Consider the following 23507-nt stretch of genomic DNA (forward strand, 5'->3'; position numbering starts at 1 on the left):
GGTATCCGTGCAGGTTCATGTTTGTTTTACTCCCGGCGAATATCCGGGATGCGGAGAAAGGCATATTGCCGTTGTGATTGATGTGTTTAGGGCTACCAGTTCTATGGCAGCGGCTATGTTTCATGGCTGTAAGATGATTTGCCCCGTGCGGACGGTGGAAGAAGCGCTGCAATTGCGACAGAACGAATATCCGGCGGCGCTTCTGGCCGGGGAGAGAAAGGGACTGCTTATTCCCGGCTTTGATCTGGGCAATTCTCCGCTAGAATATACTGCCGCTGTTGTCGACGGCAGGGAAATCATTATGACAACAACGAATGGAACGCAGGCGCTGAATCATGTTTCGCAAGCTGCAACCGTATATACCGCCGCGTTCGTAAACGCGGCGGCCGTGTGCGAACGCTTGCGAAATGCGGCAACCGATGTGATGGTCCTGTGTTCCGGTACGGAAGGAAGATTTGCGTTGGAGGATGCGCTGTGCGCCGGGCTGATTGCCGGGCGGCTGGCTGAAAATGCGGTTCTAAGCGATACGGCAGTAGCGGCGTTGGCAATGTACCGGGATTTTTGCTGCTCCGGCAACATGATACCCCGGGTTGCGGCCTCGTCCCACGCCAGCTATTTGCGGCAAATCGGCTATTCTCAGGATGTAGCCTATTGTTTGCAACACGATATCTATCCGGTGGTACCGGTGTTTACTCAAGGAAAGGTCACCCTATGATTAAGAAAGACCGCTTAGGACGGTCTTTTAGTAATTGGAAATTGGATTTTTGATTTTGGAAAAAGAGACTGCGATTCCATCTTTTCCTAATTGCCAATTACCGAAAAACCGTGCCAGCGGTTTTTCTTTAATTTTCCGTTTTTATTATGTAAACTTTATGGTACAATGGGTACTATCCTTGCGAAAGGGGAGACATGATGAAAAAGATAGCAATGGTAGTATTGACGGCTGTAATGCTGGGCACTGGATATCCGTTGACTTCTCTGGCCCATGCCGCCTCTTTGGAAAGCACACTCTCCGAACTTGCCGGTCAGAATCAGACTGCGAGCCGGATTCAGGGTTTATTGAATTGGAAAAACAATTTGAATTCGGTTAACCGGAATGTTATTATTGGTGCAATCACGCAGGCTGCTTTGGATAAAGCCGCTCAAGCCGGTTTGAATACCGCCGTGCTGAGTGGGGCCGATGGGATCAGCGTGAATGCATTGCGCCGGCAAATCAGTCAGGAAGTTATAAACCGCATGGAAAAATACCAAAAAGATTCGCCGGTAATCAGTATGTTGCTGAATGCTGCTTTAAATCCGCAGGCTGCCCTGAACAATAATTCCTTATTGGGGGCGCCGCAAAATTATAAGCGTGTCCTGAATATGCAGGCGACTGCCTATGGACCGGGGGCTCCCGACAACGGAAAATGGGGTAACCAAAACTATGTGGGAGGAACGGTACACAAAGGGATTGCGGCCGTAGACCCGCGCATTATCCCCATGGGGACCCGGTTGTGGATAGAAGGTTACGGCGAGGCGGTTGCCGATGACCAGGGCGGCGCGATAAAAGGAAACCGTATTGACCTGGCTTTTAATTCGCGGCAGGAGGCAAACGATTACGGAATCAAAAATGTAAAAGTATATGTGCTCAATTAACCGGACCGGCTTCGGCCGGTTTTTTTTTATGTAGACCGCGCTAGCGGTCTTTCCCATCCAGTTCCTGCAAAATGTTTTGTTTTGCCTGGGACAAGGCGATATCCACCCGGTCTGTTTGAAGACCGCCTCCTTGGGCGGAGCGGGCATTGCCGCCGCCTTTGCCGCCGATTAACGGCAAAACGGATTTGAGATGGGTTCCCATATTCACCGCTATTTCATCGGAACAGGCAAAAACAAGATGACACTTGTTCTGTTCCGGATTGATACCGCCTACCAGGGCGATTGTGTGGGGAAACGATGCCAATTGCTTAGCCAGTTCGGCTGTTTCCGACGGTGTGGCCGTCGTGAGTATATGGGAGATAAGATGAATTCCGGCTGCGGCGGGCGACTGCTGCAATAAATTCGCTGCCAGAATCCGGGTGAATTCCTCTTTGACAGCGGCAAGCTGTTTCATTGTCTCTTCCAGTTTGGCCGCTTGTTTTTCTATAGCTTGTACGAGGCCGTTAACTGGAGTGGACAAGAGGCTGGACAATTGCTGAACCAAAAGGTTTTTTTGCTGAAAATCCCCTAGGGCGCGTTGACCACAGACAAAATCAACACGGATGGCGTTATTTTTTCGTTCCCAGGAGCGAATTTTGATAAGTCCGATTTCGCCTGTGGCCTGGACGTGAGTACCGCCGCATGGGCAGCAATCCAGGTTTTCAATGTCTACCAGACGGATGCGGAAATATTCCTTGGCTATCTGTTTCCGCAGAGGAAATTGCTCCAGCCTGTCCGGTGTAATCTCCTGACTGCGTACCGGTTTATTAGCATAAATCATTTCGTTGGCCAGTTTTTCAGCCGCGGCAATCTCTTCCGCCGTAATTTTATCCAAAGCCAAATCAATTTGAGTGGATTCGGTTCCCAAATGAAAACCAATATTTTCCGCCTCATATAGTTGCTGAAATACGGCCGATAAAACGTGTTCGCCGCTATGCTGCTGCATGTGGTCAAAGCGGCGGTCCCAGTTGATTTGGCCCTTAAGGGTTCCCTGACCGGGGCATTCCGGCATAATATGGACGATTTCATCTTGCTCCTGCCGTACCGCCGTAACAGGAATCCGGTTGATAAAGCCGGTGTCGCATGGCTGGCCGCCGCCTTCCGGATAGAATGCAGTCCGGTCCAGTACGACCTTCCATTGCCCGTCGGGCATGGGAGTGCATTTTATTACGGCAGCCGAAAATTCATGTACATAAGAGTCCTGATAATAAAGTTTTTCAGTATACATAATATACTCCCTTCAACAGCTCAATTACTACAATATATATTATAGTCCCTAAAAATACTTCGGGCAAAATATACCGGAAAGACCCAAAGGGCTATACATTTCGATCCCATAAAAAGAGGAAAATTGCCGAAAGGGAATTTGTTTTGACCGCAGGGGAAATTTATAGTAAAATTAAAATGCCGAATCCATATAGGTACGGGGGAACCGCTAGAAAAACAGGGGTAAATCCGCATTGCGGAGGGGTTGTTTCTCTTTTCTCTCTTTCGCCCTCACCCGACAGCTAACCTCGGAGGCACTCAAAAGAGAGGTGATACAATTGAAAAAGGTTTTTTTATTGGCGGCATGTATCTTTTTGCTGTCCATGAGCGCCACGGTTTACGCAGCTGCGGCGGACAAGCCGGTTCAATTTGGTATGCGCGGTGATGAAGTAAAAACCATTCAGAAACTATTGGCCGATTCCGGTTTTTTTGCCGGCGAGATTGATGGTGTATTCGGCAATTTGACATTGCGGGCGGTGCAAAGGTTTCAGCAGGAGAACGGACTGCCTCCCGACGGTACCGTTGGGAAAGCTACGTTGGCCTATTTAGAGCGAACCGCCCAGACCCAACCATCCCGGTATAGCCGGGCCCTGACAATGACGGCGTCAGCCTACACGGCTCAGGATGCCGGCACCGGCGCTTTTACCTATGGAGGTCATCCCCTGCGCAAAGGCTTGATCGCGGTTGACCCGTCTGTGATCCCGCTTGGAACACGCCTTTATATTCCTGGTTATGGCTATGGAATTGCGGATGATATCGGTTCCTCCATAACCGGTGCACGGATTGATCTGGCATTTGAAAACCGCGGGGAAGCCTTGCAGTTTGGTGTCCAGAGAGTAACCGTATATGTATTGGACTAACAGGCGGCAGCCTGTTTTTCTTTTCCTGTTGCCTGCTGAAGGATTGTATTCGCCGTATAGGAATACCGGGAAAGGGAAGTGATATCGCATGAAGAACGAACTGAACAGGCAGGAGGTACCCGGTGACAACGCAAAATTCTCGGCTTACTAAACATCTTGGAGAGATTTACGACCGCAATCCGTTTGTAAAACTTCTGGACATTTCGGTGGTGAAGTTTCAAGAAGGAATGGCCGAATTGTCAATGCCAGTCATTTCCGGCAAGCATACTAATTTACATGGCTTTGCTCATGGCGGCAGCTTATTTTCCCTGGCCGATACGGCTATGGGGGCGGCTTGTGGCAGCTTGGGAAAACGGGTGGTTACGCTTACGATGAGCATGAACTTTGTGAAAAGCGCCGGCCCCGGTGAAGTGGCGCGCAGTATCGGCAGGGTCATTCATAACGGCCGCACAACGATGGTCGTGGAGGCGGAAATTTTTGACGCTAACGAAAAACTGCTGGCAAAAGCCACGGGAACTTTCTTTGTAGTCGGCTATTTTGAACCATAAGAATACTACCCGCAGTGGTTGAGCCGGCGGGAGGCCAACAAATAATTTTCCCGCATATGGCCTGAGGCTGTGGATCCCGTTCTCCCGGACAGTGCGCCCTAGTGCTCTGTAAACCCTAACTCTATAGTGTTCTTGCGAGATATTTTCCGCCCTGCTTTGTTGTCGTCGGCTTACATATTCTCGATATGCGCGCCTCCTCCGCCGTGCAGGACAAAAAATCTTTCGCAATTCATCCTACAGATTTAAGGTTAACAGAGCACTGGTATATAAATAGAACGCAAGCATTATACTAGGGTTAGGCCGAAATACTGTTTAAGGGAGGGCGGGGAATTGGATATGATTCCGGGTCATCTGATGCCATTAGTGCTGGCTTTGATATCAGGAATACTAATGGCCGTGCAGGGTACGTTTAATGCGGCATTGAGCAAGGTTATCGGTTTATTGGAGGCCACCTTTGTTGTACATATCACCGGCACGCTGCTTCTGCTGCTGGTGCTGTTTCTGCTGAAAATGGGTAAAGGCAATTTGCTTTCCTTGCCGCAGGCACCCTGGTATGCGTATTTGGGTGGTATTGTCGGTGTATTTATTATTTATCTTGTTGCTGCGAGTATTCCCACTGTAGGTGTTGCGAATGCAACAACAGCCATTATTGTGGGACAAGTATTGACTGCCCTGCTGATCGATCATTTTGGCGGATTCGGCATGGAAAAAATGGCTTTTGGTTTTAATGATTTAGCGGGTTTGGTACTCCTTACCATTGGGGCCAAATTGCTGCTGAGTTAGTGGTCTGTAAACCCTAATTCTATAGCCTCCCGCAATTCATCCTATAGCTTTAGAGTTTACAGACCACTGGCTGCCCGGCGGCGAGGATCGTCATTTTTTCCAAAAATGGGTTAACAAACCAGGAAGAATAAGGTATACTTAATAACATATTGTATTTATTTATTCGTTTTATGCTAAAAATCAAATATAAGGAGGAAAAGCATGGATTTTAACTTTACTCCCGACCAATTAGCGCTGAAAAAAATGGCTCAGGAATTCGTTGCTAAAGAAATTACACCCTATGCCTTGGAGATGGATAAAGCAGGAGAGATCAGAGCCGGCTTATTTCAAAAATTAAATGATGCAGGTATGTTGAATTTAACCGTACCGGAAGAATATGACGGCCCCGGATTGGATGCACTTACCATTGCGCTCATTTATGAAGAACTGGGTAAAGGTTGCGCCGGGGTGGCGACAACTACGGCAGCGAACGCATTGGCTTCCTATCCTGTTCTGGTGGCGGGGACGGAAGAACAAAAACAAAAAATGTTTTCCGTCATTAACGACGGAAAGCTGGCGGCCTTTGCGCTTACCGAACCGGGAGCGGGTTCCGACGCCGGCGCGGTAGCCACTTCCGCTACCAAAGATGGTGATGATTATATTTTGAACGGGACGAAATGTTTTATCACCAACGGCGGTATAGCCGATATTTATGTGATCTTTGCCAATGCCAGGAAATCCGCCGGTATCCGTGGACTGACCGCTTTCCTGGTAGACCGTGGCACCCCCGGTTTTTCCTCGGGGAAAGAAGAAGATAAAATGGGCATCCGGGCATCCAACACCTGTGAGCTGATTTTGGATAATGTCCGGGTTCCGGCTTCGCGCCGAATCGGCCGGGAAGGCGAAGGATTTAAAATTGCCATGAAGACTCTGGATGCGGCTCGTCCCTTTGTCGGTGCCGTATCGGTCGGACTTTGCCAGGCGGCCTTTGATTTTGCCGTTAAATATTCCAAAGAACGGGAACAGTTCGGCAAACCGATTGCTTCGTTTCAATTAGTTCAGGCTATGCTGGCCGATATGGCCATGCAGATTGAAGCCGCCCGTCTTCTTGTTTACAAAGCCTGCTGGCTGAAGGATCAGAATGTTCCTTATGGCAGGGAGTCGGCGATAGCGAAATGCTTTGCCGCCGACACGGCTATGAAAGTTACTACCGATGCAGTGCAGGTTTTGGGCGGCTACGGGTATTCCCGCGAATATCCGGCCGAGAAGTATATGCGTGACGCTAAAATTATGCAGATTTATGAGGGAACGAACCAGATTCAGCGCTTGGTTATTGCCAACAATATTTTGTATTAATTGTTCTATTAGGAAAGAAAGACAGCCCGGTACCAGCGGTATCGGGCTGTTTTGACCGTAAAAGAGAATTTTTCGCATCACCCTTTGAAGGATTGTCTGTTTATAAGAACCAGAGTTTCGCCCCGGTAATTTTTGCAAAAGGATGCCATATTCTTAAAGGATTATAAGCAGTTATGATGAATTATTATGTAAAAAGTAATATTCAATAAAGGCTGGTGCTTTTTTGAAGAATAGTAAATGGGGAGAATCGTCGCAGGAAGATCGCACTGGAGCGAGAACCGAAGTTAAGTACTATGACAGGGAGGGGAAGTTGACAATCCGGCAAAAAGCGGTCCGGCGAATTTGTATTAAATACGATGAACAGGGAAACTATATTGAGGGCAATTTTACATTTAACCCCAAGGGGTTTTCCGAGGAAGAAAATAATTGATGATCCTTGCATTTTCTGCAGTATTATGTTATATTATTAAAGTGCTTCATTGCTTTCGAGGAAGCATTGGGACTGACATAAAACGCTGAATGCAGAGAATACAAATCTTAATAATGGGGTTATAGCTCAGTTGGTTAGAGCGCTTCGTTGACATCGAAGAGGCCAGCGGTTCGAGTCCGTTTAACCCCACCATGAAAATTGAGGGTTTGCATATTGCAGACCCTTTTAGTTTATGATTCAGCTTGGCCGGGTTGAACTGAATAAATTGAGGAGATTTTCGATATGGTTATATTTAAGAGTGAGCGGGAAATAAAAATGATGCAGGAAGCGGGTAAAATACTTGCTTCCTGCCACCAGGAAATTGCCAGAATGATTAAGCCTGGCATCAGCACCCTGGAAATCGATAAATTTGTGGAAGACTATTTGGCTAAATGGGGTGCTACCCCTGAGCAAAAGGGATATCAGGGGTACCGGTATGCTACCTGTGCGTCGGTGAATGATGAGATTTGCCATGGTTTTCCTGACAGCAAGCCGCTAAAAGACGGTGATATTGTCACAATTGATTTCGTTGTGAATTTAAATGGGGGCCTTGCCGATTCGGCCTGGACTCACCCGGTGGGAAACATTGCCGATGAGGCAAAGCACCTGCTCGAAATTGCGAAAACCTCTATGTACAAAGGAATTGAACAGGCCCGGGCCGGAAACCGGTTAGGCGATATTGGCCATGCCATACAAACCTATGTTGAAAAGGAAGGTTTTTCGGTAGTTAGAGATTTTACAGGGCATGGCATTGGCAGGAATATGCACGAAGACCCGGCCGTGCTGAATTACGGCGAAGCCGGCAAAGGATTAAAGTTGAGAGAAGGCATGGTTATAACCGTTGAACCTATGGTGAATGCCGGTTCGTTTCAATGCAAAATAGACCGGAACGGATGGACCGCAAGAACTGTGGACGGCAAACTTTCCGCTCAATATGAACATACCATTGCAATTACACCTAATGGGCCGTTCATTTTAACGGAACAGAATTTAGCTTAAAGTTCAGGTTTTCTTGTCAATAAAAAAGCTGCTTGCATCCATGAGCTGAAGGATTGTGCAGATTCTGCAGCCTGTTAAAATACGCCGTTTAAACTGCCGGTTATCAGAAAGTCAAAAGCTATGAGGTTATGCCTTATAGCTTTTTGTGCATTTTTGTAGGAATTGCTACAGACGAGATAGAATAAACTAAGATGGCATAAAAAATAGATATTATTTCCCCATGGCCGGAAACATGCCCATGGGGTTTTTAACAGGTGGAATTTCTGAACCGGGTTATTCATTGGGGGGAACAAATGGAGCAGAGCGCATTTGGCGATCTAATTAAAGCGAACGGCGGCAAGCTGTATATTGTTGGCGGCTATGTCCGGGATTTACTTATGGGCGGGAACCCGAAGGATATCGATTTTGCCGTCGCCGGAATGACGGAAGAGTGCTTTACCGCTGCGTTTCCGGCGGCAATCAAGGCCGGAAAGTCGTTTCCGGTATATCTGGTAATGGTCGATGGCCGCTGTTGTGAAGTGGCTTTTGCCCGGACGGAGCGAAAAAGCGGCAGCGGTTATAAGGGCTTTGCCGTCCAATACGATCCGGCGGTAACAATAGAAGAGGACCTTTTTCGCCGGGATACGACGATGAACAGCATGGCCATTGATACGGAGACGATGACGCTGGTGGACCCTTACCGGGGTGCCGGCGATATCAGGCGAGGCATCATAAGAGCAACATCGCCGCATTTTTCCGAGGACCCCGTACGGGCGCTGCGGGCTGCGAGACAAGCCGCGGAATTCGGATTTACCGTCGCGGACGCCACCTTGGAACTCATGCGTTTATGCCGCCGGGAACTGATGGAAGAACCGCGGGAACGGTATATGACGGAATTGAGAAAAGCCCTGGCAACGCCCCGGCCCTCGGTATTTTTCCGTATTTTAAGAGTGGCTGATCTTTTGGATATAACCTATCCGCCGGTTTATGCGCTGATCGGCCAGACACAGCCGGAACTGTATCACCCTGAGGGCGATTCGTTTGAACATAGCATGCTGGTGGTGGACAAGGTTGCGGCAATGACTGTCCGGCCGGAGGTGCGGTTTGCCGGCCTGATGCATGATATTGGCAAGGGAATAACGCCCCCGGAGGAACTGCCTTCGCATCATAATCATGATGCAGCGGGGAGCGGAGTCTTAAACGGGTTTAACCGGTTTATGACGCTGCCGGCGGTATGGCTGCAATGCGCGAAGTTTGCCTGCCGCCATCATATGCGGGTCCATACTATGAAGCAGGCTAAAAAGATTGTTGAGCTAATTATGGAGTTAAGTAAGAACCCGCTGGGGATCGATGGCTTTAATGCGGTTCTCCTCGCCGATGCCGGCAATCTGCCGGGGTTTCTCCGGCACTATGATAAAATTCTTGCTTCCTTACGGATGGTGGACGGAAGGGATGCGCCGCCAGGACTAAAAGGCCCCCGGATTGGTGAATGGGTATTGCAGGAGCGGATAAAAAAATATAAACAGCTGGAAAGCGAGCTGGCAAACGATAATTTACCCTAAAATAGGATATTCCGGCTTATTTGGACTTGACAATTTATTGTCAATCCGATATTGTACTATACAATACGGCTATGCATGTATCCGGTGATACAAAGAATATGTTAGGAAAGAATTCTGCCTAAATACGTATGTTCTCCAAACGTGAACCTTCTCGATAGCAACGCTTACTTATCCCATTTTTCACGGTCCGCTATAAATTCAAGGGGCGAAATGTGGGACTTATGTTACACGGCATATTTTTTGAGGATATGAATTAGATGATGGCCTGAATAAGCGGAGAGGAGTATTGGTATGGTCGAATTAGTAAACAAAGGGGTTTATCTTTTACAAGGCGGCTTCATCCTGGAAGATGACGGTCATTTTAGTATGAATGAGGTTAACGGCCGCCTGGCCGGTGCCGGGTTTGGTCCGCTGTCCGGAACGGAAATCAGCCGGGATAAGGCGCGGACCGGTACGATTACTTATCAGATTTTAAACAGCCACAATCAAGCGGGGAATTCGGATACGTTAAGACTGCGTTTCGACGCCTTGGCCTCGCATGATATTACTTATGTCGGAATTATTCAAACCGCTCGCGCCAGCGGGTTAAAAGAATTTCCCGTTCCCTATGTTCTGACGAATTGCCATAATAGTCTATGCGCGGTCGGAGGGACAATTAATGAAGATGATCACGTCTTCGGACTTTCGGGGGCCCGCAAATACGGCGGTATTTTTGTACCGGCTCATCAGGCCGTTATCCATCAGTACGTGCGGGAGATGATGACCGGCTGCGGTAAAATGATCCTCGGCTCGGACAGTCACACCCGCTATGGCGCTCTTGGAACCATGGGCATCGGGGAAGGAGGACCGGAACTCGTTAAGCAGTTGCTGGCCAAGACGTACGATATAGCCCAACCGGAAGTGACTGCCGTTTATCTGACGGGAAAACCGGCGCCGGGTGTTGGACCGCAAGACGTGGCGCTGGCGATCATTAAAGCAGTCTTTAAGAATTCCTTTGTAAAGAATAAAGTGATGGAATTTGTCGGTCCCGGAATTGCCAATCTTAGTGTTGATTTTCGCAACGGTATCGACGTGATGACCACCGAAACGACTTGTTTGTCGTCGATCTGGCTTACCGACGAAAAGGTGGCGGAATTCTACCGGATCCACGGGCGGCCGGAGGCGTACCGCAGACTGGCGCCGGCGGCGGCAAGCTACTATGACGGTTTGGTCAAAGTGGATTTAAGCAAGGTGGAGCCGATGATCGCGCTCCCCTTTCATCCCAGCAATGTCTGGACAATTGCCGAGTTGAACCGGCATGCCGCGGAAATTCTGCGGGAAGTGGAAGCGGCAGGGAAAAAACAGCTGGAAAATTCGCAACTAACCTTCCGTTTGACGGATAAGCTCGTTGACGGACGTCTGAAGGTTGAGCAAGGCGTAGTCGCGGGCTGCGCCGGCGGCACTTTTGAAAACATTGCGGCCGTGGCTGACCTGGTAAGCCGGAAGCCGGTCGGCGCAAATGATTTTTCGCTGAACGTTTATCCGGCCAGTCAGCCCATATTTCTCGAATTAATTAATAATAAGGCCATAGAAAAATTAATGCTGGCCGGGGCTACGGTAAAGACCGCTTTCTGCGGCCCCTGTTTCGGCGCGGGCGATATTCCGGCCAACCAGGGGCTTAGCATCCGGCATGTAACGCGGAACTTCCCCAACCGGGAAGGTTCGAAACCGGCCAGCGGACAAATTGCTTCCGTTGCGTTAATGGATGCCCGGTCCATTGCCGCTACCGCATTAAATGGCGGTGTATTGACGCCGGCCACGGAATTGGACGGCCTGGCGGCGCCGCCGGTTTACTTCTTTAACCGGCAGGTGTATGACAACCGGGTATATCAGGGATTTGGCAAAGCAAAGAGGGAAGAAGAACTAAAATTTGGTCCGAATATCGCTGATTGGCCGAAGATGCTGCCCCTGCCGGAAAATTTATTGCTTAAGCTGGTTACCGTGATCCATGATCCGGTGACGACAACCGACGAATTGATTCCTTCCGGGGAAACCTCGTCCTACCGTTCCAATCCACTCAAACTGGCCGAATTTACCTTGTCACGCAAAGACCCTGCTTATGTCGGCCGGGCCAAGGCGGTTCAGGAACTCGAGTTCAAGCGGCGGCAGGTATTGGCGGACGGTCAAATGCCGGAGGATTTAAGCACGGTTTTCCGGCAGACCGGTAAGGAATGCCGGGAGCCGGAAGAATGGCGGCAGTTCGTCCGGGATACCGGACTGGGGAGCGTAATTTTCGCTGTCAAGCCGGGCGATGGGTCCGCCAGGGAACAGGCGGCTTCCTGCCAGAAGGTGCTGGGGGGACAGGCGAATATTGCAGTTGAGTATGCGACCAAACGTTACCGCAGCAATCTGATCAACTGGGGTATGCTGCCGTTCACGATTGCTGATGGAGCGCAGATCCATCTGAATTTGGATGATTATATCTATATACCGGGAATTCGACAGGCCGTAATGAATCAGACGGAAAAGATTGCCGCCTATGCCGTCAATGACCGGGGGCAAACACCGCTGGAACTGAGCCTGGGCCGGCTTACCCAGGAGGAACGGGACATTATTCTGGCCGGCTGTTTAATTAACTATTATGCCAAGTAATAAGAAAAACCGCTGCGCGGTTTTTCGGTTCGTGGCTCATGGCGCAGGGCACAGAAGAACCCAAAAAGCGATTTTCTTCCTAATACAATTCTTCTGCCGTTTAACAGCTATCACTTACACAACTCAAAATCCATTAAACCTTTGATTTGTAAAGATTTTCAGCCTCTGAAAACTCATAACTTCTGCTGTATCAAGAAAGACTCGAGGCTTTCTGCCTGGCTGGCCGGCAAGTGATTTCCAGAAGGTTTCCCCGTGCCCTGAGTGCCCTGAGCCCTGCGCCATGAGCCGAAAGACCGCCTTAAGCGGTCTTTCCTGGTTTAGGATCCTTTATTGGTGGCATACTATGTAGTGCAATTTTAGTTGCTGTCCAATATAAGGGGGAGTGGATGGATTGAAGGCTTATAAAATTTATGTTGACGGTATTGATTCGGGGCAGGTAGTGAAAGCGGAAAATTACTCCTGTGCTTATCTGGAAGCGCTGCGTATGGCCCAAATACGGGAATTCAACCGGGATATCAGTCTAAAAGAGATCTAAAAGATAGCTTTTGCTATTTGGGCCGGGGCTTTCCATGCCAAAACTTGACAATGCGCGGCGGCTACAGTATAGTAAAAGTAATTTAATGATGTTTATAGGTTGTGAAGGGAAGGAGTACGCGGTACCACCCGTTAAGAGAGAAAACCTCTGGCTGTAAGGTTTTCCGGTGTGGCCGGCGGAAGGTCGTCCTGGAGCCGTCATATTGATGTTAGTAGATATGACCGGTTGCGCCGTTACCGCAGGAGAGAACCCGTCTGTCATTTTTGGCGGGTGAAAAGCAAGGTGGTACCACGAAAGTGAGCTCTTTCGTCCTTACAGGGATGGAAGAGCTTTTTTAATGTATCAGAATTAATAAATTTTTAAAAGGTTGCAAGTTCTTACGGACCAAGGACTGAGGGAATTGTGAGGAGGTTTGCCCGCGCCCTGAGCCCTGCGCTATGAGCCGAAAGACCGCACAGCGGTTTTTCTTATTTTACCGGCAATAGGAGGAAGTACCGAATATGGAAAAAGAAATCGCCACTGTATATGAGCCGCAGATTCAGGAGAAAAAATGGTATGCATATTGGGAGGAAAATCAATTTTTTCACGCCGAGGTGGATAAGGACAAAGATCCGTTCAGCATCGTCATTCCGCCGCCGAATGTTACCGGCCAATTGCATATGGGACATGCAATTGATAATGTATTGCAGGATATTCTGATTCGCTGGCGGCGTATGCAGGGATATAATACGCTCTGGATGCCCGGCACCGACCATGCCGGAATTGCCACGCAAATTAAGGTGGAAGAGGTTCTGGCAAAAGATAATATTTCCCGTTACGACCTGGGCCGGGAAACGTTTATTGACCGGGTCTGGGAGTGGAAAAAGCAGTATGGCAGCCGCATTATTACGCAATTGAAAAGTCTGGGGGCCTCCTGCGACTGGCAGCGGGAGCGGTTTACCATGGATGAAGGATGTTCCCGGGCGGTGCGGGAAGTATTTGTCACTTTATATGAGAAGGGCTTAATTTATCAGGGGAATCGCATTACCAACTGGTGTCCGCGCTGCAATACCGCCTTGAGCGATATCGAGGTGGAGCACGAAGAGACTCCCGGAAATCTGTACCATGTGCGCTATCCGGTGGAGGGCAGCGACGGTGAATTTATTACGGTTGCCACTACCCGGCCGGAGACGATTCTGGGGGATACGGCTGTGGCCGTACATCCGGAGGATTCCCGCTATAGCAAGCTGATAGGCCGGTTTTTGCTATTGCCGTTAGTAGGGCGGCGCATTCCGGTGGTGGCGGATGAATATGTGGACCCGTCTTTCGGGACCGGGGCGGTAAAAGTGACGCCGGCCCATGATCCGAATGATTTTGATATGGGTCTTAGGCATCAGTTGCCGCAGATTGTAGTCATTAATTCTGACGGCAGTATGGGGGCTGATACCGGTAAATACGCCGGCATGGACCGTTATGAATGCCGCAAGGTGCTTGTAAGCGATTTGAAAGAGCAAGGTTATCTGGTGAAAATTGATGAACATACCCATTCCGTAGGACATTGTCAGCGCTGCGGCACGGTTGTGGAGCCGTTGACGTCCAAACAATGGTTTGTCAAAATGAAACCCTTGGCGGAACCGGCAATTGCAGCGGTTGCCACGGGAAAAATTCAGTTTGTGCCCGAGCGGTTTACCAAAATTTATATTAATTGGCTGGAGAATATTCGCGACTGGTGTATTTCCCGTCAGATCTGGTGGGGGCACCGGATTCCGGCCTGGTATTGTGAATGCGGAGAAGTGATTGTTTCCCGTGAAGATGTGCATTCATGCCCCAAGTGCGGCGGTAAGGTAGAGCAGGATCCGGATGTATTGGATACTTGGTTCAGTTCCGCTTTGTGGCCTTTTTCGACCATGGGATGGCCCGAAAAAACGCCGGAGCTGGCGCACTTTTATCCTACCAGTGTATTGGTAACGGGATACGATATCATTTTCTTCTGGGTAGCCCGGATGATTTTTATGGGGCTTGAATTCCAGCAGGAAATTCCTTTTAAGCATGTCTTTATTCATGGCCTGGTAAGGGATGGGGAAGGCCGGAAGATGAGCAAGTCCCTGGGTAACGGAATTGATCCGCTGGCGGTAATTGATAAGTATGGGGCGGATGCATTGCGCTTTACCCTGGTTACCGGCAATACACCGGGCAATGATATGCGTTTTTATTGGGAACGGGTAGAGTCAAGCCGCAATTTTGCCAATAAGATCTGGAACGCATCGCGGTTTGTGCTGATGAATCTGGACGGTTTTCATGCCGGTGAGCAGCCTGATACCAGCCGGTATACGCTGGCGGACCGGTGGATTCTGAGCCGTTATGCCCAGACGGTGGCGGCAGTTACGGAGAATCTGGAAAAATTTGAGCTGGGCGAAGCAGCCCGCCTGCTGTATGAGTTTATTTGGAATGAGTTTTGTGACTGGTACATTGAAATGACGAAAATCCGGCTATATAATAAAGAAGACGGGACAAACCGGGCTGTTGCCCAGTATGTGTTGTGGTATGTCCTTTCCCGTACCTTAAAATTGCTTCATCCGTTTATGCCGTTTATCACGGAAGCGGTTTGGCAGCATTTGCCCCATGAAGGCGCCAGCATTATGGTTTCTGAATGGCCGGCGGAACAGTCCGGGCTGATTTGCCGGGAAGAGGAACGGAATATGGAGCTTATCATGGACGTCATTAAGGCGATTCGCAACATGCGGGCGGAAGTCAATGTGCCGCCGGGACGCAAAAGCGAAGTTATTTTGCAGGTAGCGGGCGATGCGGTAACAAACGTTTTTCAGGCTAATATTCAGTATGTGAAGCTATTGGCTGCAGCAGAGTCGGTAAGGATCCTGCCCTTATCGGCGGCCAAACCGGAAAATGCCATGACGGCGGTAGCCAATGGCGTGGAAATTTATCTTCCCTTGAAGGGCTTAATTGACATTGACAAGGAATTGGCCCGCCTGCAAAAGGAACTGGAAGCTCTGGACAAGGAGTTGACCCGGGTTGCCGGAAAACTGGCTAATGCCGGTTTTGTGGCTAAAGCGCCGGCCGAGGTTATTGAGAAAGAACGAACTAAAGAAAAAGAATACCGGGAAAAACGGGCGGCCATCAACGAACGGCTGCTTTATCTGGCTAAACTATAAAAATTTGATGAATGGAAGGGAGTAACCGGTTCCGGACCGTCCGTTACTCCCTCATAGGTGTAGCATCATGACATATGAACAAGCGCTGAACTATTTGGCTTCCCTTGGGAAATTCGGCATCAGCCTGGGTTTGAAGCGGGTTGAAAATTTGCTGGACCGGATGGGGCATCCGGAGCGCAGCTATAAAACCATTCATATTACCGGGACGAATGGAAAGGGATCGGCAACAGCTATGCTAACGGCTGTTTTGACGGCAAGCGGCTTAAAGACCGGCATGTATACTTCACCCCATCTGATTGATTATACGGAGAGAATGGCGGTCGACGGCCGGCCGGTGCCTCCCGGTGCCTTTGCGGAGGCTATCGACCATACACGGCGTTTTGTGGAAGAGATGATCCGGGCCGGGGGAGAACAGCCGACAGAATTTGAGGTATTAACGGCGGCGGCCTTTTTTTACTTTGCCAAGGCCGGTGTGGATTATGCCGTTATTGAGGTAGGTCTGGGAGGGCTGTTGGATTCAACCAATGTGGTAGTGCCTGAATTGGCCATGATTACGAATGTCACGCTGGAACATACCGACCGCTGCGGTGCGACAATCCGGGAAATTGCCGTCCATAAGGCCGGAATTATTAAAGCCGGTGTTCCGGTGGTTACGGCAGCCCAGGGGGAAGCTTTGGACGTAATCCGCCAAGCCTGCATCGACACGGCTTCTTCTCTCTATGTGTTAGATGAGGATTTTTACGCCGAGTTTGCCGGTATGACTGTTACCAGTCAGGACATTACGGTAAAGACAGTATACGGCGATTGCGGCTTATTCCGGATCAATCTGCTGGGACACCACCAGGTCAAGAATGCGGCGATAGTGGTTATGGCAGCAATGGTGTTGAGCCGGGGGGAACCACGGATTACGGTGAATGCGATTCGGGACGGACTGGCCGGGGCCGTTTGGCCGGGCCGTTTTGAGATCATTCCGGGAAATCCGGTCATTGTTATCGACGGGGCGCATAATCCCGACGGGGCCGCAGCGCTGCGCCGGACGCTGGACGACGTGTTTCCCGGAAGGCCGGTTGTGTTTTTGTTGGGAATTTTACGGGATAAAGATGTAGATGGCATTATCGCTGCTCTGATTCGCGAAGAGGATACCGTGGTAGTGGTGCCGCCTTTATCGGAACGGGCAGCGGAGCCGGAAGAAATTGCGCCGAAAATTAAAGCCAGGCAGGTGGAAGTGAGCCGGTCTATCGCCGCCGGGCTGGAGAAAGCCGGTGAGCTTGCCCACGGCAATTCGGTGTTATGCATTGCCGGTTCCCTATATTTAGCCGGGGAAGCCCGCAAAATTGTAAAAAAAATTAAATAACTGGACAAACTAGCCATAGGGATATAATATAGAAATGCTTCCTATACTATAAAATAGGTGAAAAAGAGTGCATATAAGTTATCGGTTTACCCAGATTCAGTATCACTTGGATTATCTTATCGAGCACTGCGTATGGGCGGTGGCCTTTTTTTTGCCGCTGTCGTTAAATGTTTCCAGTGTTTTTTTGTTGACGGGGTCGCTGGCATGGGCAGGAAAAATGATTCTTTCCCGGCGGCTGCTTTTCAAACGGACTATGTTTGATGAAGCAATTTTCTTGCTGGTACTGTTGTCGGGATTATCAATTTTCGTATCGCCGAATAAAGATTTCAGTTTCTATAACTATTACCATCTGATGGGACGGTATATTCTGCTGTATTATTTTGTAGTCAGCAATATTCGTTCGCGCAGTCAGCTGAAAAGCTTGGTATGGGCTCTGTTGGGGGCGGCGTTTGTCGTCTCCGTATACGGGTTATACCAGTATGTCCATGGAGTTGACATATCTACGTTCCAGTGGGTGGATGACAGTGAATTTCCCGATCTTAAGACGCGGATTTTTTCTACCCTGTATAATCCCAATCTGCTAGCCGGTTTTCTGGTTATTATGATGGCGATTGCCGGGGGGATCGGTATTAAAAGTGATAATGTGCGGCGGAAAATCGTTTTAGCGCTGTTGGTTGCTATTTTGGGACTGTGTCTGGTTTTGACCTATTCCCGCGGTGCGTGGCTCAGTATTCTGGTTATTTTTGTTACCTACGGCATCATTTATAACCGTAAGGTGTTATGGTTGTTATTTTTGATTCCCATCATGGTCTTTTTTGCTCATGATGCGGTGGGCGAACGGCTGGTTTCTATTTTTAATCCCACCGACACGTCGGCTACGATGCGTATGGCCATATGGGAAAGTACCCTGTCCATGATTATGGACCATCCGTTTCTGGGTATAGGCTGGGGAGCCTATTGGCTGGTCTATCCGAAATACGATTTCTTCATCCAAGACGCCGCGGTCAAAATTTATCATGCCCATAACATGTATTTACATATTGCCGCCGAAATTGGCATTCCGGGTCTACTGGTTTTTTTGACAATCATGATTGGGCATGCCCGGGCCGCTTATTGTGTTTTACGCTCCACCCAGGACCGGTGGCTCGCCGGATTGATGCTGGGTGTGCTTTCCGCCATATTGGGACTGGCTGTTTCCGGCTTCACCGATTATGTTATGTATAATGTTCAGATGTCGATGCTTTATTGGTTGTTAAATGCAATGATTGTATCAGTTTGTCAGGAAAAGGGTTGCCATTCGAATCAATGGATGGTATAATTCATAATGTAAAATTAAAATGTGTGTTTTTTTAACGTAATAACAAGAAAAAATGTCATTTTCATAATGAACTTAGCGAAACGAGGGGCCTTTATGCGCCCTCTAATTTTTTGCGCAAAATTTTGTGAAAAAGTGAACAATTTGGATTATTTATTAGGATAAGGAGTGCCAAGGGTGAAATTGTCAGAAGTGAAACGGTTTCTGAGTGCCGATGTAATTTGTGGTGACGAATGGCTTGAGCAGGAGGCGGCCTGTGCTTGTGGCGCCGACCTCATGAGTGATGTGCTGGCGTTTACCAAGGAACGAACCGTCCTGTTAACCGGGCTGACGAATATTCAGGTTATTCGCACGGCGGAGGTCAGCGATTTGGTCGGCATCGTATTCGTTCGCGGCAAAAGACCGGGGCAGGAATTGATTCAACTGGCACAGACGAAGGGAATCCCGTTGTTTGTGACGGAATATCCGATGTACGAAGCATGTGGACGGTTATACAAAAATGGGCTGCAGGGCTGTTTTCAAAGGGTGATGGTCCATGCAACCTGAACAGGGAATGGTATTGGAGTTTTCTCTGGAAGGTTCCGACTTTGACGGAGCCGGCGAGGCATCCAGCAAAATCAAACGGGTTTTGCAGCAAATCGGCGTGCGTACGGATATCGTCCGGCGAATTGCCATTGCTGCCTATGAAGGGGAAATGAACGTTATCATCCATGCGCTGCGTGGAACGATGCGCGCTCATATATTTCCCGACCGCACCGAGATTATACTTGAGGATGCGGGACCAGGTATTGCGGATATCGATCTGGCAATGCAGGAAGGCTATTCGACGGCGCCGGATTATGTTCGCGAAATGGGCTTCGGTGCCGGGATGGGACTTCCTAATATGGCCCGTTGCGCCGACGAATTTACGATTCAGTCACAGGTTGGGATTGGTACGGTTATTCGAATGACCATTCGACACTAGATGCCTCATTCTACCCACATTTCGCACTCTGAACGTATGGCGACAATATTTTCTCTCAACACTATGGGCACAAAGTAAATAATGACTTGTTGAATGACAGAGGACTGCGAAAAGTGGGATTCTAAGTAATTGCGTGGTGAATTCAATGGGAGAGTATTTTCATTCTGTGCGGTTGAATCCTGACCGCTGTAAAGGATGTGTAAACTGTACCAAGCGTTGTCCAACGGAAGCGATCCGCATCCGGGATGGCAAAGCTTTGATAACGGAATCACGCTGTATTGACTGCGGTGAATGTATCCGCCGCTGTCCGAGTCATGCCAAAACGGCCACGACGGACGAACTGTCCCAGTTGGCTTTCTTTCAGTATAATATTGCCTTACCGGCTCCCGCTTTATATGCCCAGTTTAATCCGGACACTTCGATTGAATCAATTTTATGCGGTTTGTTAAAGCTAGGTTTTGACGAAGTGTTTGAAGTGGCTCAGGGGGCAGAGATTGTATCTTTGGCTATCCGGGATTATTTAAAACGGGATGATGTAAAAAAACCGGCTATTTCCTCGGCTTGTCCCGCCGTGGTCCGGCTGATCCAGGTGCGCTTTCCCGAACTGATTGACAACCTGATTCCCATTGATGCGCCGGTCGAGGTAGCCGCCAGGATTGTACGCGGGGAACGGAGCCGGGATTTGAAGTTGGAGCCGGAACAGATCGGTATTTGGTTTATTACACCTTGTCCGGCTAAAATGACATCGGTTAAGCAACCTCTTGGTTCGGAAAAGTCGAACCTTACGGGCGCCATTGCCATGTCCCAGATTTATGGCGATTTATTAAAGGTTTTACCGTCGGCCCAGGAGAAGGTTGACTGCCGGCGGGCATCCTGGTCGGGAGTCGGCTGGGCTATGGCCGGCGGGGAGACAACCGCAGTCGGTACGGTTATCAACACGCTGGTGGTGCATGAAATCCATAACGTGGCGGACGTCCTTGAGCAAGTGGCCCTGGGAAAATTAAAAAATATTGATTATATTGAGGTGTTGGCCTGCGCGGGTGGTTGTATCGGCGGGCCGCTTACAGTTGAAAACCGCTTTGTGGCGGAACATCGCATGAGACAGCGCATCCGGCAGATGCGGGAAGACGAAGCGAAACAAGAAAAACGGCCGCCGCAGGACTACAGGGAAGTTGAACTGGGAGTGGCCGAGCGCCGGGCTATTGAACCGCGTCCGGTTATGCGGCTGGACGAAGATATTTTTAAAGCGTTGTATAAGGTGGAACTCATGGAGAAAACCTTACAAAAGCTGCCTGGACTTGATTGCGGCTCCTGCGGTTCTCCCAATTGCAAGGCCCTGGCGGAAGATATTGCTCAGGGTAGAGCCAGTGAAACGGATTGTGTCTTCAAATTGCGGGAAAAAGTCAGGGATTTAGCGTGGGAAATGGTAGATTTGGCGGGAAAATTACCGCCGTCATTGCATAAAGATTCCGAAGAGGACTAGGCATTTTGTAAGGGGGGGAGCTTTTATGACTGTACAAGAGCTGATAGGGGAACTTTCGCTCGCTGTTCTTTCCGGGCAGGCGCAGTTGGAACAGCAAATAACGGGCGGGTATGTATCCGATTTGCTAAGTAATGTCATGGGACATACCGTAGCCGGTAATGTCTGGGTTACCATGCAGGCGCATCAAAATGTGGTAGCAGTGGCTTCTTTAGCCGGATTGGCCGCCGTGATCATCGCCGGTGGCGTTGAAGCGGAAGCCGGCGTAATTGCCCGGGCTGAGAAGGAAAATGTGGTACTGCTGGCCACGCCGCTGCCGGCGTTCGAAGTGGTGGGGCGTTTGTACCGGCAGGGAATCCAGGGGGTATGATACGCTCCTATGTAGCCGACTTGCATGTGCATAGTGTATTGTCACCGTGCGCGGCGGTTGAAATGACGCCGCGGAATATTGTCCGGCATGCTGCAGAGTATGGCGTAAATATTATCGCTATTACGGACCATAACGCCTGCGATAATGTGACGGCCGCGCTGGAAGCGGCCAGTGATTCCGATGTTACCGTGCTGCCCGGTATGGAAGTGGAGACAAAAGAAGAGATTCATCTTGTGGTGTTATTTGAAAAAATGAGGCAGATGAAAGAATGGGAACGCTTTGTTGAGGCTCACCGGTCCGGCCGGCTGAACGATGAAAAACGGTTTGGCGCTCAGTTTGTGGTTGATGCCGGGGATAATTTGCTCCGGGTAAAAGAGGAAATGTTATTGACGCCGTTAACGGCCGGTGTAGCGGAAGTATCGGCTCAGGCTGCCGCGCTGGAGGGGCTTTGCATTGCCAGTCACGTGGACCGTCCTGTGTACAGTCTCATTAATCAACTGGGCTTTATTCCGCCGGATGTAATTTTGGATGCGGTGGAAGTTTCCCGGCGGGTAAAACCGCAGGAAGCGGCGCGCCTTATACCGGCGATCGGCGGGTTACCTGTGATTACAGCTTCCGATGCCCATACTATAGATGATTTTATAGATGGTCCTAAAATTACCCTTTTTTTGGAAAAGCCGAGTCTTGCCGAAATCCGGCAGGCCTTGCGTAATCAGAACCAACGGAAGGTGGTGGTCTAGTCTCATTTGCGGCAGTGATTGGTTGGAATCAATTTTTCATAAGGAGGAAATACAATGAGCAACAGTGAAAACAAATGCTGCTGTTGTGGCGGCAGTGCAAACAACTTAAGCCAGTTGGAGGAAATACTGGCACGGTATGAAGGGGTCAAAGGAGCACTGATTCCGGTTCTGCAAGAAGCGCAAAACGCCTACGGCTACCTGTCCAAAGAAGTAATCGAATGCATTGGCTCTAAAATGAACATTCCTGTCAGCCAAATTTACGGCGTGGTTACCTTTTACTCCCAGTTCCATCTGAATCCGCGGGGCAAAAATATTATCCGCGTTTGTCAGGGAACGGCTTGTCACGTGCGGGGCGCTAAAGCGATCCTGCAGGCTATTGAGGATCAATTGCAAATTAAGGCCGGCGGTACGACCGCGGATCTTAAATTTACTCTGGAAACGGTTGCATGTATCGGCGCCTGTGGATTGGCTCCCGTAATGATGATCAATGATGATACCCACGGCCGTTTGACGCCGCAGATTGTTCCTGAAATTATTGCTAAATACGCTTAGAGTATATGCGTGAATTGTCTTTGCACATTTTGGACTTGGTACAAAATTCAGTGGAAGCGGGCGCTGGGCGGGTAGAACTCGGCGTTGCCGAAGACTTGAAGCAGGATACGCTGACGATCCGTGTGACAGACGATGGGCGGGGCATGAGCGAGGAAACCCGGCGAAAGGTGCTCGATCCGTTTGTAACTACCCGGACTACCCGCAGGGTGGGTCTTGGGTTGCCTCTTATCGACATGTCTACCCAACGGTGCGGCGGCTATCTGATTGTTCAGTCGCAACCCGGTAAGGGGACGGTAGTGGAAGCGGTGTACCGGCACAGCCATTTGGACAGACCGCCGCTAGGCAATATGGTGGAAACTTTAAAAACCATTATGGTTGGCAATCCGAAGCTGGATTTTTGTTACGAGCATAGGGTAAACGGCAATCATTTTATTATACGTTTAAGTGATATTAGGGAAGCTTTGGGAAATGTTCCGTTGACGCATCCGGACGTACTGGTCTGGTTGCATGACTATTTGACCACTAACCTGGCTAATTTGTATGGAGGTGCACAAGATGAAAACGGTTGAAGATTTGAAACGCCTGCGGGAACAATTACAGGCATCGAACCGCTTGCGCCATGAAGGCGGCGTTCAGATTATTGTAGGAATGGGTACCTGTGGGATTGCCGCCGGCGCCCGGGAAGTTATGACGGCCATTTTGGAAGAAATTGCTAAACGGAATTTAAGTGATGTGAAGATCCGTCAGACCGGCTGCATCGGTATGTGCGAAAAAGAAGTGCTTGTGGATGTTGTGCGGCCCGGTGAACCGCGTATCACCTACGGAAAAGTGACACCGGCCGATGTTGCAAAAATTATTGCAGAGCATGTGGTTAATGGACGCATTGTTGAAAACTTGGTTGTTGGAAAAATCACGGAATAATTTTGTCGACGAACGGGGAGG

The 23507-nt window shown here is 49.4% G+C and carries 23 protein-coding genes, 1 tRNA gene, 1 riboswitch and 1 other annotated feature; of the genes, 23 read left to right on the forward strand and 1 reads right to left on the reverse strand.

Annotation, left to right across the window (positions count from 1 at the left end; translation table 11 throughout):
* Positions 1–7: 7 nt before the first annotated feature.
* Together LUCIF_RS07525 and LUCIF_RS26735 are read left to right on the forward strand one after the other, a co-directional pair.
* Entirely contained in the window at positions 8–715 is a 708-nt protein-coding gene (locus LUCIF_RS07525; RefSeq protein WP_122627259.1) for a 2-phosphosulfolactate phosphatase, read from the forward strand.
* A 197-nt stretch (positions 716–912) separates the two neighbouring features.
* Positions 913–1635: a 3D domain-containing protein gene (locus LUCIF_RS26735; protein WP_165865923.1), complete on the forward strand. Its 723-nt coding sequence runs from the start codon at positions 913–915 to the stop codon at positions 1633–1635.
* 40 nt (positions 1636–1675) lie between these two features.
* Here LUCIF_RS26735 and LUCIF_RS07535 read toward each other — a convergent pair whose 3' ends face one another.
* Positions 1676–2902 (reverse strand): alanyl-tRNA editing protein, encoded by a 1227-nt coding sequence (locus LUCIF_RS07535; RefSeq protein ID WP_122627260.1) that lies wholly within the window; start codon positions 2900–2902, stop codon positions 1676–1678.
* A 167-nt stretch (positions 2903–3069) separates the two neighbouring features.
* Positions 3070–3212: riboswitch (cyclic di-AMP (ydaO/yuaA leader) on the forward strand.
* A gap of 6 nt (positions 3213–3218) precedes the next feature.
* On the opposite strand from LUCIF_RS07535, the gene LUCIF_RS07540 reads away from it, so the two are divergent.
* From LUCIF_RS07540 to LUCIF_RS07630, 21 genes are all read left to right on the forward strand, one after another.
* Positions 3219–3800: a peptidoglycan-binding protein gene (locus LUCIF_RS07540; RefSeq protein ID WP_122627261.1), complete on the forward strand. Its 582-nt coding sequence runs from the start codon at positions 3219–3221 to the stop codon at positions 3798–3800.
* Positions 3801–3922: 122 nt separating this feature from the next.
* Entirely contained in the window at positions 3923–4348 is a 426-nt protein-coding gene (locus tag LUCIF_RS07545; protein ID WP_207857182.1) for a PaaI family thioesterase, read from the forward strand.
* Between the two features lie 336 nt (positions 4349–4684).
* Positions 4685–5131: a DMT family transporter gene (locus LUCIF_RS07550; RefSeq protein ID WP_243638702.1), complete on the forward strand. Its 447-nt coding sequence runs from the start codon at positions 4685–4687 to the stop codon at positions 5129–5131.
* Positions 5132–5332: 201 nt separating this feature from the next.
* Positions 5333–6466 (forward strand): acyl-CoA dehydrogenase family protein, encoded by a 1134-nt coding sequence (locus LUCIF_RS07555; protein ID WP_122627263.1) that lies wholly within the window; start codon positions 5333–5335, stop codon positions 6464–6466.
* Positions 6467–6689: 223 nt separating this feature from the next.
* Complete coding sequence (locus LUCIF_RS25810) at positions 6690–6896, forward strand: hypothetical protein (RefSeq protein ID WP_126720582.1); 207 nt, start codon at positions 6690–6692, stop codon at positions 6894–6896.
* A 115-nt stretch (positions 6897–7011) separates the two neighbouring features.
* A tRNA-Val gene (locus tag LUCIF_RS07560) sits at positions 7012–7088 on the forward strand.
* A 90-nt stretch (positions 7089–7178) separates the two neighbouring features.
* Positions 7179–7934, forward strand: a complete 756-nt coding sequence (gene map, locus LUCIF_RS07565; protein WP_122627264.1) for a type I methionyl aminopeptidase — start codon at positions 7179–7181, stop codon at positions 7932–7934.
* 293 nt (positions 7935–8227) lie between these two features.
* Positions 8228–9475, forward strand: coding sequence for a tRNA nucleotidyltransferase/poly(A) polymerase-related protein (locus LUCIF_RS07570; protein WP_122627290.1), 1248 nt, complete (start codon positions 8228–8230; stop codon positions 9473–9475).
* 291 nt (positions 9476–9766) lie between these two features.
* Positions 9767–12106 carry a hydratase gene (locus LUCIF_RS07575; RefSeq protein ID WP_122627265.1) on the forward strand — a complete coding sequence of 780 codons (2340 nt, stop codon included), beginning with the start codon at positions 9767–9769 and terminating at the stop codon, positions 12104–12106.
* A 391-nt stretch (positions 12107–12497) separates the two neighbouring features.
* The gene (locus LUCIF_RS26000) at positions 12498–12641 is read left to right on the forward strand and encodes a hypothetical protein (protein WP_165865919.1); all 144 of its coding nucleotides are present in this window, start codon (positions 12498–12500) and stop codon (positions 12639–12641) included.
* A gap of 92 nt (positions 12642–12733) precedes the next feature.
* Positions 12734–12958 (forward strand) — a binding site (T-box leader).
* A 183-nt stretch (positions 12959–13141) separates the two neighbouring features.
* Positions 13142–15790, forward strand: a complete 2649-nt coding sequence (locus LUCIF_RS07580) for a valine--tRNA ligase (RefSeq protein WP_122627266.1) — start codon at positions 13142–13144, stop codon at positions 15788–15790.
* Positions 15791–15857: 67 nt separating this feature from the next.
* Entirely contained in the window at positions 15858–17144 is a 1287-nt protein-coding gene (locus tag LUCIF_RS07585) for a bifunctional folylpolyglutamate synthase/dihydrofolate synthase (protein WP_122627267.1), read from the forward strand.
* Between the two features lie 67 nt (positions 17145–17211).
* Positions 17212–18462 (forward strand): O-antigen ligase family protein, encoded by a 1251-nt coding sequence (locus LUCIF_RS07590; protein WP_207857183.1) that lies wholly within the window; start codon positions 17212–17214, stop codon positions 18460–18462.
* Between the two features lie 174 nt (positions 18463–18636).
* Complete coding sequence (locus LUCIF_RS07595; RefSeq protein WP_122627268.1) at positions 18637–19005, forward strand: DRTGG domain-containing protein; 369 nt, start codon at positions 18637–18639, stop codon at positions 19003–19005.
* Entirely contained in the window at positions 18995–19423 is a 429-nt protein-coding gene (locus LUCIF_RS07600) for an ATP-binding protein (RefSeq protein WP_122627269.1), read from the forward strand. Before LUCIF_RS07595 ends, LUCIF_RS07600 begins: the two co-directional genes overlap by 11 nt.
* A gap of 145 nt (positions 19424–19568) precedes the next feature.
* Positions 19569–20906 (forward strand): [Fe-Fe] hydrogenase large subunit C-terminal domain-containing protein, encoded by a 1338-nt coding sequence (locus LUCIF_RS07605; protein ID WP_122627270.1) that lies wholly within the window; start codon positions 19569–19571, stop codon positions 20904–20906.
* 25 nt (positions 20907–20931) lie between these two features.
* Positions 20932–21273 (forward strand): DRTGG domain-containing protein, encoded by a 342-nt coding sequence (locus LUCIF_RS07610; protein WP_122627271.1) that lies wholly within the window; start codon positions 20932–20934, stop codon positions 21271–21273.
* Complete coding sequence (locus LUCIF_RS07615; protein WP_207857192.1) at positions 21270–22013, forward strand: PHP domain-containing protein; 744 nt, start codon at positions 21270–21272, stop codon at positions 22011–22013. Before LUCIF_RS07610 ends, LUCIF_RS07615 begins: the two co-directional genes overlap by 4 nt.
* A 54-nt stretch (positions 22014–22067) precedes the next feature.
* Complete coding sequence (nuoE, locus tag LUCIF_RS07620) at positions 22068–22565, forward strand: NADH-quinone oxidoreductase subunit NuoE (RefSeq protein WP_122627272.1); 498 nt, start codon at positions 22068–22070, stop codon at positions 22563–22565.
* 5 nt (positions 22566–22570) lie between these two features.
* On the forward strand, positions 22571–23134 hold the full coding sequence (locus LUCIF_RS07625; protein WP_122627273.1) for an ATP-binding protein: 564 nt from the start codon (positions 22571–22573) through the stop codon (positions 23132–23134).
* Entirely contained in the window at positions 23121–23486 is a 366-nt protein-coding gene (locus LUCIF_RS07630; RefSeq protein WP_122627274.1) for a (2Fe-2S) ferredoxin domain-containing protein, read from the forward strand. Before LUCIF_RS07625 ends, LUCIF_RS07630 begins: the two co-directional genes overlap by 14 nt.
* Positions 23487–23507 lie beyond the last annotated feature (21 nt).

Origin of the sequence: Allolucifera butyrica (assembly GCF_900476375.1) — a bacterium.
GTDB classification, from domain to species: domain Bacteria; phylum Bacillota; class Negativicutes; order Sporomusales; family UPPP01; genus Lucifera; species Lucifera butyrica.